The following is a 14,640-nucleotide window of genomic DNA, read 5'->3' on the forward strand; positions in this document are numbered from 1 at the left end:
ACGTTTTTGTCCAGTGAAATATCCTGAATTTAAGAAAGTCAGCTACTCAGAAATTGCTAAAGACATCCTGAAGTTTTGGGAGGATAATAAAATTTTCGAGCAGTCCGTAAGTACCCGCGAAGGAAATGACACCTTCACATTTTATGAAGGGCCTCCATCCGCGAACGGCACTCCTGGTATTCACCATGTGATGGCCCGAACAGTTAAGGATATTTTCTGCCGATACAAAACGCTTCAGGGCTATCAGGTAAAAAGAAAAGGCGGGTGGGATACCCATGGCCTACCTGTGGAGCTTCAGGTAGAAAAAGAATTGGGTATCACCAAAGATGATATTGGCAGGAAGATTTCAGTTGAGGATTACAATGCCAAGTGCCGTGAGGCAGTCATGAAATTCAAAGGTGAATGGGATGACCTGACCCGCCAAATGGGGTATTGGGTAGATTTGGAAAATCCTTATGTGACATTTGAGAAAGAGTATATAGAGTCAGTCTGGAACCTTCTGAAAAGGCTTTACGACAAAGGGCTACTTTACAAAGGCTACACGGTTCAGCCTTACTCACCTGCCGCGGGTACGGGGTTGAGTTCACACGAACTAAACCAGCCAGGAACCTACCGTGATGTGAAAGACACCTCCATCGTGGCACAGTTTAAAGTGAAAAAGGATGATCGATCAACTTTCCTTTTTGAAAAAGAAGATGAAGATGTAAGAATCATTGCCTGGACAACCACACCATGGACCCTTCCTTCCAACTGCGGCCTTGCGGTGGGGGAAAAGATCACGTACGTGAAGGTGAAAACGTTCAATCCTTACACGCACCTTCCTGTCTCAGTTATACTGGCGAAGGATTTGGTCGGAAAGTATTTTTCTGAAAAGGCTAAGGACATTCCTCTCACAGATTTCAAAGAAGGCGATAAGCTGATCCCATTTGAGATTGTGAAGGAATTTAGGGGCTCAGATATTCTTGAGGTTCGCTATGAGCAACTCATGCCCTATGTGACCAATGAAAACCTGGAGAAGAATGCATTCAGGGTGATCGCGGGAGATTTTGTATCTACTGAAGATGGTACCGGTATCGTCCATACGGCATCTGTTTTTGGTGCGGACGACTTCAGGGTGGCACAGGCTGCTGGCGTTCCTTCGGTCATGGTACTGGACGAAAAAGGACAGGAAGTACCTCTGGTGGATAAGCACGGCCAGTTTGTGGAAGAAGTAACTGACTTTGCCGGACGGTATGTGAAAGAAGAATACTATAGTGACGAGGAGCGAAATGATCCGGACTTCAAACCAACAGATGTGCTCATTGCCATCAAGCTCAAGGAAGACAACAAAGCCTTCAGAGTAGAAAAATACGAGCACTCCTACCCGCACTGCTGGAGAACGGATAAACCAGTGCTTTACTACCCGTTGGATTCCTGGTTTATCAAAACCACAGCGCTGAAAGACCGTCTGGTTGATCTCAACAAGACCATTAACTGGAAGCCGGAATCTACCGGTACGGGCAGGTTTGGAAACTGGCTGGAAAACCTGGTGGACTGGAACCTGAGCAGATCCCGATTTTGGGGAACGCCGCTACCGATCTGGGCAACTGAAGATCGCACCGAAATGAAATGCATCGGCAGCATCGAAGAGCTGCAGCAGGAAGTTCATGAGGCTGCAGAGGCAGGATTCATGAGCGCAGACTTACCCGAAGATTTTGATCTTCACAGACCTTATGTAGATGACATTTTCCTTGTCAGCGAGAGCGGACAAAAGATGTTTAGGGAACCGGATCTGATCGACGTTTGGTTTGATTCAGGGGCTATGCCGTATGCGCAGTGGCACTATCCGTTTGAAAATGAAGAAACTTATAGGGCAAACTACCCGGCTGATTTCATCGCTGAGGGTGTGGATCAAACACGAGGCTGGTTTTTTACCTTGCATGCCATTTCCGTATTGCTAAATGATTCGGTTGCCTACAAAAACGTAATTGCCAATGGACTGGTACTTGATAAGAATGGCAACAAAATGTCCAAGCGATTGGGCAATGCGATCAACCCGTTTGAAACGCTGAATCAATATGGCGCTGACCCGACCCGCTGGTACATGATCGCCAATGCCAATCCTTGGGACAACCTGAAATTTGATCTGGAAGGTGTGGCAGAAGTTCAGCGAAAATTTTTCGGGACGCTCAACAATACCTATTCCTTCTTTGCTCTCTATGCCAATCTGGATGACTTCCAAATGGATGAGCAAAATGTGACTCCAATCACAGATCGTCCACGATTCGATCGCTGGATCATCTCGGAACTGCAAATTCTCATCAAGGATGTGACTTCTTATTATGAAGATTACGAACCAACGAAAGCTGCCAGGGCCATTCAGGATTTTGTGAATGACCAGCTTTCCAACTGGTATGTGCGCTTGTCAAGAAAGCGGTTTTGGAGAAGTGAACTGAATGATGATAAGAAAGCGGCTTACGAAACACTCTTTGAGTGCTTGCTGGCAACTGCCCAGCTTATGAGCCCGATTGCTCCATTCTATGCAGAGTGGCTATATAAAAATCTGACGGACGGCATGCGTGATGCCGCTAAGAAAAACGGTACAGCATACCAGCATGATTCGGTACACCTCAGCATTCTGACCACAGCTGATGAGAGTAAAATAGATCATGCATTGACTGACAGCATGCACTACGCCCAAGGCATTTCTTCGCTTGTTCACTCGCTGAGGAAGAAAGAGAAAATCAAGGTTCGCCAGCCACTGCATAAGGTATTGATCCCTATCCTAAAGCCTGAAGTGAAGGCACGAATTGAGGCTGTGGAAGAGCTAATCAAAACAGAGATCAACGTAAAAGAAGTGGAATACGTAGATGATGCTTCCGGCATTTTGGTCAAGAATATCAAGCCTAATTTCAGAAAACTTGGTCAGCAGTACGGCCCAAAGATGAAGGCTATTTCTGCGATCATTAATGGATTTGGTAAAGATGAGATTGCAGCCATCGAGCGGGATGGAGGTTTTGAAATTGAGGTGGGAGGAGAAAAAATCAATCTTTCACTTGAGGATGTAGAAATCGCCTCTCAGGATATTCCGGGATGGCTGGTAGCATCAGAGGGGGGATTGACTGTCGCGCTTGACATCACCATCACAGATGATTTGAGAAAGGAAGGACTGAGCCGGGATGTGGTGAACCGAATCCAAAACCTGAGAAAAGACAAAGGGCTCGAGGTACAGGATAAGATCGCTGTGTCCTTTTTCACGACGGATGAAATGATGAATGCGGCATTGAAAGACTTTGCGGACTATATCAAAACGGAGACACAGGCCGTTTCACTGGAATCGAAGGAGCTAAGCGGAGCAGAAAGATTTGATATAGATGGAATAATACTGGATGTACTAATAGAAGTAGCAAACGAATGAAGAATCAAGTTTTAAAATATTTTCTCATAAGCCTATTGGTCATCATTGCTGATCAGATAGTGAAGATGATCGTCCACTACAATATGGATATGGGCACCAAGGGTCAGATTCTGATTTTTGGCAATTGGTTCAAGCTGCACTACCTCACCAATCCTGGCATGGCTTTCGGGATGAAGCTAGATTTTGCCTATGGCAAGTTGATCCTGACCGTCTTCAGAATTGGCGCCATGATCGCCATCGGTTTCTATTTGTATTCACTGATAAAAAAAGGTGCCAGTACTGGCCTGCTTATTTGCATTGCCCTGATTCTGGGTGGTGCCATTGGCAACCTTGTTGATTCAATCTTCTACGGTGTTTTGTTCGATAACGCCCCGTATGATGCCCCTAGTCCATGGTTTCATGGTCAGGTAATCGATATGTTTTATATCGACATCTGGGAGGGGTATTTGCCGGATTGGATTCCGCTGATGGGCGGTGATTACATGGCCCTCTGGCCGGTTTTCAATATTGCCGATGCTTCCATATTTGTAGCGATCTGCTTTATCATTGCTTTTCAAAAGCGTTACTTTAAAAAAGAGGAAGAGGACAAATCAAAGGAGCCGATACTGGAAACTCATGAAATGAGCATGATTGACAAACACCAACCAGGTAATGAATAGTATTCATGCGAATTCCCTGTCTGTCGGCAGGCAGGCATGTGTGCCATTAAGAACATATACTATTCACATGAAAGCTAGATTTTGAACACCTACCACATACTCAATGGCGATGCACTAAAGCAGCAATTTCCTAAGGATGAAATTGAGGGGGAGTTCATTGTGGCCAGGGAGTGTATGGTGGATGGGCCGGTTCAAAGCAATTCCTTGGAAGAGCTTTTCGAACTTCGTTCCAAGTTTATCTCAGATGGATATGGCTATGGGAATGGAAAGTATGAAGAAGTGACCATCCCCGAATTCAACAAAATCCGATCGATTGCACATGGTGAGGTCAACCTCTGGTTTGAAGAGGATCTTTTCTGCCAGGTCAATTTCTGGTTTGTTTGCAGCCTGCTTTACCAGAAAAACATCCAGACATTCCTGGTGCTCCCTAAAACTCCGCTTGAGTATGGGTTTGGCGGATTGGATGGGCAGGGGTTAAGAAATGCCCTGGAAAACAGACAGGCAATGACACCCATCAATGTCAATCAATTTGCCATTCTATGGTTTGCCTATAAAAACAACCATTTGGAGCGTTTGCTAAAAATCGGTGTGCAGCTTCATTCTGATTTTCCATTTGTCATGAAAGCCATTGAGGCACATTTTGACCGGTTGCCTGAGGAGGGGCGGCTTACCAAGCCAGAACAAATCATTCTCGACATCATCAAGGAAAAATCTACTCAGGATTTTGGTACAGTGTTTAGGGAGTTTAATAAGCGGGCTGCCATTTATGGCTATGGGGCTTTGCAGGCAAAGCACATCTTTGATAGAGTTTTGCGGGAAAATTTCTGACTCTAGGGTCTGGAAATCATTAATTTTTGTGATGTAGGAGTTGTGTCCTTATTTTTCCGTAAAATTTCTACATTAGTCGCATGAACAATAAACCTCGTGTACTCAAAGCCTTTGAAGCGCTGGATCAAAACATCCAGGAGCAAATCAAATTAGCGTACCCGGAAGGCTTCAAGGATCATCTTATTAAGTTTATGAACAAAGATGGTGAATACCAGAGTGGGCTGCCTTTTGAAACGGATGAGAAATATTATCTGGTGAAAATGACCGTGGCAGAAGCAAGGGAGCTCATTGCCGATGACGATGACTATGATGATGAGGGCAATCTGCGCGAAGAAGTGCGAGAGGAGTATGAGGAGCGATATGAGGATGAAGAAGATTTTGATTAAAGAAAAATGGAAATACATAAAAAAGGCAACTCGATGAGTTGCCTTTTTTTGGTTCTAGTCACATATATTTTCTTCCAGAAAGACCATGGCTTCAGTTAGCTCATTCATCTTCCCTGCTTTATCCACAATCTTTTCCTCAAGGCCGCACCCCTCCAGAATTGCATTTAGCACTTCATCCACATTTTTCTTATAAATGATACTCCTTGTAAGTTTCTTATTGTCTACGATATAGTATTCCTCAAAATAAATATTAGCTGTTTCATCCTCCAATATCTCATCTGTTTTTAGTACGTCATTTACATTTTCTGAAGCTTGCATTGCGGCAACCGTGGCATTACCCATAGCCTCCCCCATGCTTTTGCCGTCTTTCATGCTCTGTTCGAATGTAGACTTGGCGGCAGCTTTGGCCGCTGCTTTCTGAAGGTCTTCTGAAACTTTAACAACCGCACTCTCAGCCAGGCTGGTTGCCCCCTCTCTCACATGTGTAGGGCTGGGATTTCTGAAGTATGAAAATCGTCCTTTGGGGTTACCAACCTCCACAAAGTACTTATCTACTTTTATGTAGTGATTCTCAACTCCATCTATGGTTTGGATGAGGTAAATGATGTTGCCTTTCCTGGCCGAATACTCAGTAACTTCATCATTTGCATTTGCAAATTTTACTGCCTGCGGCCCATATTTTGACCCTTGATAATCAAAGTTTTCCTGGGCTTTCATTGCTACCTTTCCACTCCACTCGTCCCCATTCTCAAAAAAGATCCTGCCCGGATGAAAATTTTTGCTAGGGATTTTATAATCGTTCTTTTCATCCTGAAGCATTTTTGCCCCTGCAAATGATACTACTTCAGCCCTTAAATAATTTTGCTTTTTCTTTTCCCCATCCGGAATTATTCGAATTTCAATCGTATCTGCGTTCAGTACTTTTAACGAGACCATACCCTCCAATCGCTTTCCTCCCGCCAGTTCCACATACCCGCGAATGCTATTGGTAACAATGGTTTCCCCCTTTCCGGAGCTCATTTTTGACCAGGCCGTCCATTGTGCAGACGACAGAAATGGAATAAAAATTAAAATGATAGTTAGTTTTTTCATGGCAATAGGTTAAGTGAGCGGTTAAGATAATGACTTTTCCTATTGAGTGAGGTAGCAAAAAAGCTAACATGCACCACTATTCTATTTCGAAAACCACACGCATCTCGGCTCGCACTTTTATCTGCATAAACTCTACTTCCGATTGATATCCTCCGGCATCTTCAGCCATCAAAGCCATATTTGAGCGCATCATGGGGCCTTGATAGCCATAATCGATTTCCTGAACTTCAAGAATTTTTCCGAGTTTCGCGTCTACACTTTCAAGTAAGTAGGTAGCCTTCTCCTTACCAGCCTTCATTGCTCCGATCTTTACCTGTCTTCTGTAATCCTCAATATTGCTATGAGAATATGACTGGATATTCATATTGTTCAGGCCTTCAGGATCCAGTAAGTCTACCAGGTCATTCATCTTTTTCAGATCACTTACTTTTAGGATAAAGCTTTTACTCCCTAAAAAGTCATCAGCTTTACGCTTTCTCCAGTCCCAATTGTAGCCATAGAGATTCTCCACTGTCAAATTTTCTGCAGGGATTCCCAGCTTTTTTATGGCTTTCACCAAACCAGACTCAAGTGAATTCAGATCTTCCTTGCTACCCCCGTTTTTGTACTCTTTAAGTGTGATTCTTACAAAAATCTCATCAGGGGTGATTTCAATTTCACTGCTGCCTTTTACTTCAATACTTCTGATTCTAGCATTTTCAGTCTGACCAAGTGCGGCCAGGCTTAAGGCCATTAATAAGATGAATAGGTATTTCATAGTTTTTGTTTTCTCTAGAGATGCAAGTTGATCCGAAATTCCATAAACTGTCTAACCTTTTATCTCTTCCGTCAATATCTCAGGCTTACCTTCTATGGTTTTATGCACCGGACATCTGTTAGCAATTTCAATCAGTCGCTTACGTTGGTCTTCTGTAAGATCACCGGTCAGCTTGATTCGCCGGGTAATTTGATCAATCTTACCTTTCGAGCTTTCACTGTTTTCACTATCCTGCTGGTGAATCTTATCATGCGTGAGTTTCACTTCTACCTCCTCCAAAGGCAACTTCTTATGATCCGCATACATTCGCAACGTCATGGCTGTGCATGCCCCCAGACCTGAAAGTAAGTATCCATAAGGAGTTGGGCCCTCATCATTCCCTCCTACACTTGACGGCTCATCTGCAATCAGCTGATGTCTACCGGCAATCACCTCTGTGGTAAATCCTTTGTCGCCCAATCTTGTCCACACTTCTCCTTCAGGGGCCTCCTCTTGCTCCGCAATCTCAATATACCGCCCCGCCCAGCTTGAAATAATCATTCCCGCATATTTCGCATCTTCCTCTTCGGTCATCAGGTGGTCAGCACCATCCAATGTGACAAAGCTTTTTGGATGCATGGCCTGCTCATAGATTTCTTGCGCATTGTTGATCCCCACAATTTTGTCCTGAGGAGAGTGGATGACCAGCAAAGACTTCTTTAGGTTTTTGATGACCCCCTTGCCCTTTTTTTCCTCCAGGTCATCCAAAAATTGCTTCTTCATTTTGAACGTACGGCCTCCTATATTCACTTCTGCCTCCCCGGATTTTTCCAATTCCTCTCTGCCTTTATCCAGCAAGTGGGCTACATGATCTGGGGTAGAAGGTGCCCCTATAGTCGCCACGGCTTTTACATTTTTCAGCTCACCGGACACATGCAGGACTGCCGCACCACCCAGCGAGTGTCCCACCATGATCTGGGGCGCCTCATATTCGGCTGCCATAAAATCATAGGCATCTTTCAAATCCGATAAATTGGATGAAAAATTTGTATCTGCAAACTCGCCCTTGCTTTGCCCCAGCCCCGTAAAATCAAACCGCAAAATGGCCATACCCGACCGGGTAAATGCTTGGCTGATATGATCAACCGACTTTAGGTTTTTGGAGCAGGTGAAGCAATGCGCAAACAAGACATACGCCTTGGGCCTACCGATCAGTGGAAAATCTAATCGCCCCGAAAGTTCATGTCCGTCGGAATTTTTGAAAGTAACTTTTTTAAATCGCATGAGTTGGATGTTTTTCGTCTATCTTAATGCGGAAACAATGAGAAACCATTTGTGTCCTTAAACTAAATGATTTCAAAATAGTGAGAAGATACCTAACCATACTATCCTTATTCTTTGTCTGCCACGTGGCGTTTGGCCAGGTGCTTCATTATGAAGTGGTGAAAGGTAGTAAGAAGTTGGGGGATATGAAGGTGAAGCGGATGCTATCTGAAAACCAGGTAAAGTATGAAATCACCAGTGAAGTCACTTTCAGAATCCTCTTTTCATTCACCGTAGACTATGAATCAAATAGTGAATACAAGTATGGCCAACTGATCAAGGAATATACACATAATAAGCTGAACGGATCCACGCAAAAGGAGTCCACCGTGTGGTTTGATGGAAAACAGTACACATTGGATATCAATGGGGTAAAATCCCATCCTCACGAAAAGCGAATTGAATATTCAGTGGCGGCCATCTATTTCGAGGAGCCCACTGACAGTCAGCAAGTATATTCTCCACAGTTTGGCCAGTTCTTGAAATTCACCAAAGTAGGTGAACATGAATACGAAATGGAATCCCCTGATGGCATCAACCTTTATACCTATACCAATGGCATCTGCTCAGAAGTGAAAGTCTCGCGTGATTTTGCAAAGTTCTACTTCCAGATGACTCCCGAATCGCTCCTGGCAGTAAAGGAAAAGAAGATCATCGGAGGGTCTATTACAGTGGATTAAAATTCTGTAATTTTCCTTTTTCAAACCATCCCTTCTCACCCATGATCAAGTGTATCGCTATTGATGACGACCCGCTCTTTCTTCAGCTCATCGGCTCATATTTTGATGATTATGAAGATATGGAGCTGATAAGCACCTACGAAAACCCTGCGAAAGGCATACATCAAGTGGTAAAGCAAAAGCCGGATGTATTACTGATTGATTTGGAAATGCCTTATCTGGATGGGTTTGAAACGCTGGATACGCTGGATAAAAAACCCAAGATCATCATGATCTCTGCGCATGTGAATATGCCCACTAAGGACAAGAAGCTAAAAATTGATAAGTATTTAAGGAAGGTAGTTCTGGACAAGGAAATGCTCAGAAATGCAATCCTGCAGGTGACTGCCTAAGCCTTTTCTAAAACTTCATTTTTATCGAACAGCGGCAGGGTAACTTTGAAGGTTGTTCCTTCACCCTCTTTGCTGGAAGCAGAAATTGCACCCTTGTTCATTTCCATAAACTCCTTCACCAACTGAAGCCCCAGTCCCAGCCCTTTCTCACCGGCCGTACCATACGTGGATGATTCATTGTCGAGATTAAATAACCGGTTCAATTTGGATTGAGGGATACCTACCCCTGTATCAGTTACCGCAATCTTCACAGTATCTTCCTCAAGAACTGACTCCAGGGTGATTGTGCCTCCTTCTGGGGTAAACTTGATTGCATTATTTATCAGATTTCGAAAAACGGTATGGATGCTGTTTTTATCCGCCCAGACAAAAACCGGCCGATCAATTTTTGAGGTGATTTTCAGCTTCTTGCCATCGGCCATGTTGGAAAACATTTCAACGACCTCCTCGACCATTTCAGAAATATTCACCTTCTCTGGTACATTGGGAAAATGACCCTGCTGCTGCATCGCCCAATTGAGCAGGTTATCAAGCAGGCTGGACAATCGATCCACCGAAGCTTCCATATGATCCGCCATTTCAAGCAACTTTCCCGTGTCGTTCTCCCTTACAAAATGTCTGATTAATGTACTCACGCCAAAGAGTGAGCTGACCGGCCCACGAAGATCATGGGATATGATTGAGAAGAATTTATCCTTGGTTTCATTGAGCCTTTCCAGCGATACTTTTTGCCTTTTTAACACCCGGTTGATACGAATTTTACTTCTGTAGTAGACAAAAATGACAATGACTAAAATGGCAAAGGCAAACACTACAACCGTTGCAGTAACTATAACAACCTGTTGGTTTTTTCTCTGCACTTTTAGTAATTCTACCTCAGCTTCCTTTTGAGCAAGCTCAAATGCAGACTGCTGTTTTTCCATTTTTCTGATCACATTCTTGTTTTCAATGGAATCGGCCAGATTCGCATATGCCAAATGATAAGTAAGTGCTTCTCTATAATTGGCTTTTTGATGATGGATCTTGAAAAGCAGCAAATTCAGGTCCCTGTTTAGCTCGGAGAGGCCATACCTCTTGGATAGTTCCAATGCTTCCAGCGCGATTTTCTCCGCAATATCGACCCTCCCAAGCTCAAGCTCTATTTCACCCAAAAACTTTGAAAAGTCTGCCACAGCATAGTAATCATTGATTGCTCGCAAACTTTCGATGCTGGTTTTGAGTGCTTTCACAGCCTCTTCCTTTTTCCCTAAAGCCGCTTGCGTAATGGCCATATTCCCCCTGATGTAGGCAAGCAAGGACTCTTGGCGATTGGTGCTTATTCCGAAAAAGTTGGATACCAGGCTTTCCGCTTCCCGGCCATAAAGGATGGAAGAGTCCAGCTCATCAATAGTGTAATAATCATAGCCCGTATTTAGCAATGCAATGGAAAGGTTGAGGGTATCCTTTTGCGTTCTGAAAATATCAATCGTACGATTGGAAAAATGGACGGCCGTTCTCACATCACCCTGACTGGCATAGGTTGCAGCTATTTCCCCAAGTGAGGACCCGATAGATTTTTCATCCTGATTGGCCTCTGCTATCTCCAGGGACGCAAGTAAGTGCTCCAGACTCTTGGATAAGTCCCCCGTAAAGCGATATCCAATACCCAACTGAAGCTCAGCAGCATGCTGAAAGTAGTATGAGTCATGTTTGATTGCCAATGCCAAAAGCTCATTGGCATAAGCGATTTTTTGATTGGTTTCCGGCTCTTCAGAAGTGATAACTCTAAGAATTGTCAGCTTGTCTTTTACGTCTGATGATGAATTATATTCACTCAGAAGGCTATCAAGCAACGGTGTTTGAACAAATCCAAAGAGGGGTGATATCAGTAGGATAAAAAAGACGCTATTGAAAAAGAAGGCAGGCCTTTTCATTAATCACAAGGTAGCGTTTAATTCTTGAAAAAGGAATCGACAAACTCTGTCTTATTGAAAACCTGGAGATCCTCCACCTTCTCACCCACACCTATATATTTCACCGGGATTTTGAACTGATCTGAGATTCCAATCACAACCCCGCCCTTGGCTGTTCCATCCAGTTTAGTCACAGCGAGCGAGGAAACTTCAGTAGCCTTTGTAAATTCCTTTGCCTGAATAAAGGCATTTTGACCGGTACTTCCGTCTAAAACTAACATCACGTCATGGGGTGCTTCGGGGATGAATTTCTGCACCACATTTTTAATCTTGGAAAGCTCGTTCATTAGGTTCACTTTGGTATGGAGTCTGCCCGCCGTATCGATGATTACCACATCAGCATTTTCTTCTTTTCCCTGCTTTGCTGCCTCAAATGCAACTGCCGCAGGATCGGTATTCATTCCTTTGGAAACTACCGGCACGCCCACTCGCTCGCCCCACATGATGAGCTGATCTACAGCAGCTGCTCTAAAGGTATCTGCTGCCCCAAGAATCACATTCTTTCCAAGTGATTTAAACTGAGCTGCCAACTTGCCAATGGTTGTAGTCTTGCCTACACCATTTACTCCCACCACAAGAATGACATAAGGCCCATCTACTTTTGGCAGATCGAAATCCACCATATCCTGAGTGTTGTTCTCAGACAGTAGCGAGGCGATTTCTTCTCTGAGAATCTGATTGAGCTCGGAGGTATTCAGGTATTTGTCCCTGGACACTCGCTCCTCGATTCGGTCAATAATTTTTACAGTGGTTTCCACACCCACATCTGACGTAATAAGTACCTCTTCCAGTTCGTCCAGGACATCCGCATCTACGGTAGACTTTCCTACAACTGCCTTATTGAGCTTGGTGAAAAAGTTTTGTTTTGACCTTTCCAACCCCTTGTCCAGGGATTCCTTTTTGTCTTTGGTGAAAAAGCTTTTTAAGCCCATGCGATTACTGATTAGTGGATGATCCGGTGAATATAAAAAAAGCCACCCTGACGTGTGCGTCGGAGCGGCCTTCCTTCTTTTAGGATTTAATTTCTTATTTCGCTAAGGTATCCTTTACATCACCTTCGAGAACCATCTCTTCCCGGTAAGTATAAGATCCATTGTCGCCTTTGATCGCTTTGATCACCTTAGCGTATTTCGCTCCACCTGGTTGCTTAAGGGTTGCTACTACTTTCTTTGCCATGGTTACTTAATTTCTTTGTGTACGGTATACTTTCTCATGATCGGGTTGTATTTCTTCAACTCGATACGATCAGGAGTGTTTTTTCTATTCTTGGTAGTGATGTACCTGCTGGTACCAGCAAGACCACTTGTTTTGTGCTCTGTGCACTCTAGAATTACCTGGACTCTGTTTCCTTTCTTCGCCATTTTATTTTGTCTTTTCCAAAAAGGAGTGCAAATGTAGGAAAAATAATTGATCCCAAAAAGCCTCTTTTCTATATATCTTAATCATTTTCAGACACATCGACGGAATTGATATAAAAGTCCTGATCCACCTGGATTTTTTGTCCCTTCCTGCTACTCCATTCAATTGATGGATCAATTCTGACTGCCTCCCCGTCAATAATTACATCCAAAGGCATACTAAAGCCGTCAATCACATTTGTCCATCTGAAAGAAATGTTTTCATTGTCAATTTTATATTCAAAGCTTGGGATATTGGAATTGCGCAAATACTGATCAAAAAAGGAACTCAAATCAAATTTTGACTGCTCGGCTATATAGTTTTCAACTTCGGCGGTGGTTACTGTCTGATGATAAAATCTTTCATTGAGCCCCCGAAGAATCGACCTCCACTTTTCATCATCATTGACTATCTGACGCAGGGTATGAAGAATATTGTTCCCCTTAAAATACATATCACCAGATCCTTCTTTATTGACATCATAATGACCGATGAGTGGAGACTCATTACTGATTACCCTCCTTGTTCCAATGACGTATTCAGATGCTGCCTGCTCCCCAAAATGATAATCCAGATATAGCGTTTCAGAATAGCATGTGAACCCTTCGTGAATCCATAGATCTGCTACATCTCGTGCAGTGATGTTATTGGCAAACCACTCGTGACCCGTTTCATGGACGATGATGTAATCCCACTTTAGCCCCCAGCCTGTTCCACTCCAATCAAAACTACCTCTTCCTCTTCCGTTGTAGCCATTCTTATAGCTATTTCCGTATGTGACAGAGCTTTGATGCTCCATTCCCAAATAAGGAACTTCCACCAGCTTGTAGCTGTCTTCGTAAAATGGATAGGGCCCAAACCAATATTCAAACGCATCCAGTGTCATTGGGACCTGCTTAAATTGTGCCTTCGCCTTCTCTACATTTTCGCGTAGAACCCAATAGCCTATATCCAGCTTGCCCTTTTCGCCCTCATACGTTTCGGAATAGTTTATATAATCCCCAATGTTAATATTCACTCCATAGTTATTGATGGGATTGCTGACCTCCCAGGTGTAGGTAGTCTTATCTGCTTGTTTGTTTGTTCCTATAAGTCTTCCATTTCCAACAGCAACCAATCCGTCCGGGACTGTAATATTCATTCTCAAACCATCTTCCGGTTCATCGTAACCATGATCCTTACACGGCCACCATATACTGGCCCCAATCCCCTGATTCGCATTTGCAATAAAATCTTTCCCATTTGAATCCTTAGCCCATGTAAATCCGCCATCCCATGGAGCATTCACAGCTTCTCTTGGCTTGCCCACAAACTCTATTTCTAATTTCTGAATAGTTCCTACTTTTTGTTTCTCCTTCAGTTGAACAAAATGCGCATTCCCCTCCTTTTCAACTAAAAGTTCCATGCCATTTTGACTCACCTTTAGGATTTTCATTGGCGCTTGTAGGTCAATTTGCATGAAGTTATTTGACTCAAGTACCTCATAAGTAATTGTATTCGATCCCTTAAGGGACTTATTAGCTATATCTACTTCAATACCGAGCTCATAGTGTTTCAGATTCCACCAGGCCCTTCCTTCAGTAATGGATCCTCTCAATGAATCGGCACGGCTATAGGTTATATTTTGGTTGAATAAATCAGATTGCGCATGCCCATACCAGCAAGCAAAAAGAAAAAAGGAAAGTATTAAGCTTTTCATATGGAATAGTTCTACTAGCAACGAAAGTACCTTATTGAAAATAATGCCAAATGGTATATTCCATAAACGGCATAAAAAAACCCCGACTTGGAAGCCAG

Annotated in this window: 14 protein-coding genes; 6 read left to right on the forward strand and 8 right to left on the reverse strand. The window is 43.5% G+C overall.

Annotated elements, in window-relative coordinates; translation table 11 throughout:
- The first annotated feature begins 13 nt into the window (after window positions 1–13).
- From ileS to RLN88_RS15965, 4 genes are all read left to right on the forward strand, one after another.
- Window positions 14–3,397, forward strand: a complete 3,384-nt coding sequence (gene ileS, locus RLN88_RS15950; RefSeq protein ID WP_350222413.1) for an isoleucine--tRNA ligase — start codon at window positions 14–16, stop codon at window positions 3,395–3,397.
- The gene (locus tag RLN88_RS15955; protein WP_350222414.1) at window positions 3,394–4,056 is read left to right on the forward strand and encodes a lipoprotein signal peptidase; all 663 of its coding nucleotides are present in this window, start codon (window positions 3,394–3,396) and stop codon (window positions 4,054–4,056) included. The genes ileS and RLN88_RS15955 overlap by 4 nt, the downstream gene beginning before the upstream one ends.
- Before the next feature lie 81 nt (window positions 4,057–4,137).
- Window positions 4,138–4,884, forward strand: coding sequence for a DUF1835 domain-containing protein (locus RLN88_RS15960; RefSeq protein ID WP_350222415.1), 747 nt, complete (start codon window positions 4,138–4,140; stop codon window positions 4,882–4,884).
- Between the two features lie 80 nt (window positions 4,885–4,964).
- A complete protein-coding gene (locus RLN88_RS15965) occupies window positions 4,965–5,270 on the forward strand; it encodes a hypothetical protein (protein ID WP_350222416.1) in 306 nt (101 codons plus the stop codon).
- Window positions 5,271–5,324: 54 nt separating this feature from the next.
- On the opposite strand, the gene RLN88_RS15970 is transcribed toward RLN88_RS15965, so the two are convergent.
- From RLN88_RS15970 to RLN88_RS15980, 3 genes are all read right to left on the reverse strand, one after another.
- Window positions 5,325–6,362 carry a hypothetical protein gene (locus tag RLN88_RS15970; protein WP_350222417.1) on the reverse strand — a complete coding sequence of 346 codons (1,038 nt, stop codon included), beginning with the start codon at window positions 6,360–6,362 and terminating at the stop codon, window positions 5,325–5,327.
- Window positions 6,363–6,438: 76 nt separating this feature from the next.
- On the reverse strand, window positions 6,439–7,119 hold the full coding sequence (locus tag RLN88_RS15975; protein ID WP_350222418.1) for an SIMPL domain-containing protein: 681 nt from the start codon (window positions 7,117–7,119) through the stop codon (window positions 6,439–6,441).
- A gap of 51 nt (window positions 7,120–7,170) precedes the next feature.
- The gene (locus RLN88_RS15980; protein ID WP_350222419.1) at window positions 7,171–8,382 is read right to left on the reverse strand and encodes a bifunctional alpha/beta hydrolase/OsmC family protein; all 1,212 of its coding nucleotides are present in this window, start codon (window positions 8,380–8,382) and stop codon (window positions 7,171–7,173) included.
- 80 nt (window positions 8,383–8,462) lie between these two features.
- On the opposite strand from RLN88_RS15980, the gene RLN88_RS15985 reads away from it, so the two are divergent.
- Together RLN88_RS15985 and RLN88_RS15990 are read left to right on the forward strand one after the other, a co-directional pair.
- A complete protein-coding gene (locus RLN88_RS15985) occupies window positions 8,463–9,101 on the forward strand; it encodes a DUF6134 family protein (RefSeq protein ID WP_350222420.1) in 639 nt (212 codons plus the stop codon).
- A 41-nt stretch (window positions 9,102–9,142) separates the two neighbouring features.
- Window positions 9,143–9,493 carry a LytR/AlgR family response regulator transcription factor gene (locus RLN88_RS15990; RefSeq protein ID WP_350222421.1) on the forward strand — a complete coding sequence of 117 codons (351 nt, stop codon included), beginning with the start codon at window positions 9,143–9,145 and terminating at the stop codon, window positions 9,491–9,493.
- On the opposite strand, the gene RLN88_RS15995 is transcribed toward RLN88_RS15990, so the two are convergent.
- The 5 genes from RLN88_RS15995 to RLN88_RS16015 form a co-directional block, all read right to left on the reverse strand.
- Window positions 9,490–11,406, reverse strand: coding sequence for a tetratricopeptide repeat-containing sensor histidine kinase (locus RLN88_RS15995; protein ID WP_350222422.1), 1,917 nt, complete (start codon window positions 11,404–11,406; stop codon window positions 9,490–9,492). The genes RLN88_RS15990 and RLN88_RS15995 overlap by 4 nt on opposite strands.
- Window positions 11,407–11,423: 17 nt before the next feature.
- Window positions 11,424–12,377, reverse strand: coding sequence for a signal recognition particle-docking protein FtsY (gene ftsY / locus RLN88_RS16000; RefSeq protein WP_350222423.1), 954 nt, complete (start codon window positions 12,375–12,377; stop codon window positions 11,424–11,426).
- 94 nt (window positions 12,378–12,471) lie between these two features.
- A complete protein-coding gene (locus RLN88_RS16005; RefSeq protein WP_089355257.1) occupies window positions 12,472–12,621 on the reverse strand; it encodes a DUF4295 family protein in 150 nt (49 codons plus the stop codon).
- A 2-nt stretch (window positions 12,622–12,623) separates the two neighbouring features.
- On the reverse strand, window positions 12,624–12,806 hold the full coding sequence (gene rpmG / locus RLN88_RS16010; RefSeq protein WP_350222424.1) for a 50S ribosomal protein L33: 183 nt from the start codon (window positions 12,804–12,806) through the stop codon (window positions 12,624–12,626).
- A 77-nt stretch (window positions 12,807–12,883) separates the two neighbouring features.
- A complete protein-coding gene (locus tag RLN88_RS16015) occupies window positions 12,884–14,542 on the reverse strand; it encodes a M1 family metallopeptidase (RefSeq protein ID WP_350222425.1) in 1,659 nt (552 codons plus the stop codon).
- Window positions 14,543–14,640: the final 98 nt, after the last annotated feature.

This window comes from Ekhidna sp., from assembly GCF_040223195.1.
In the GTDB taxonomy this organism is placed as follows: domain Bacteria; phylum Bacteroidota; class Bacteroidia; order Cytophagales; family Cyclobacteriaceae; genus Ekhidna.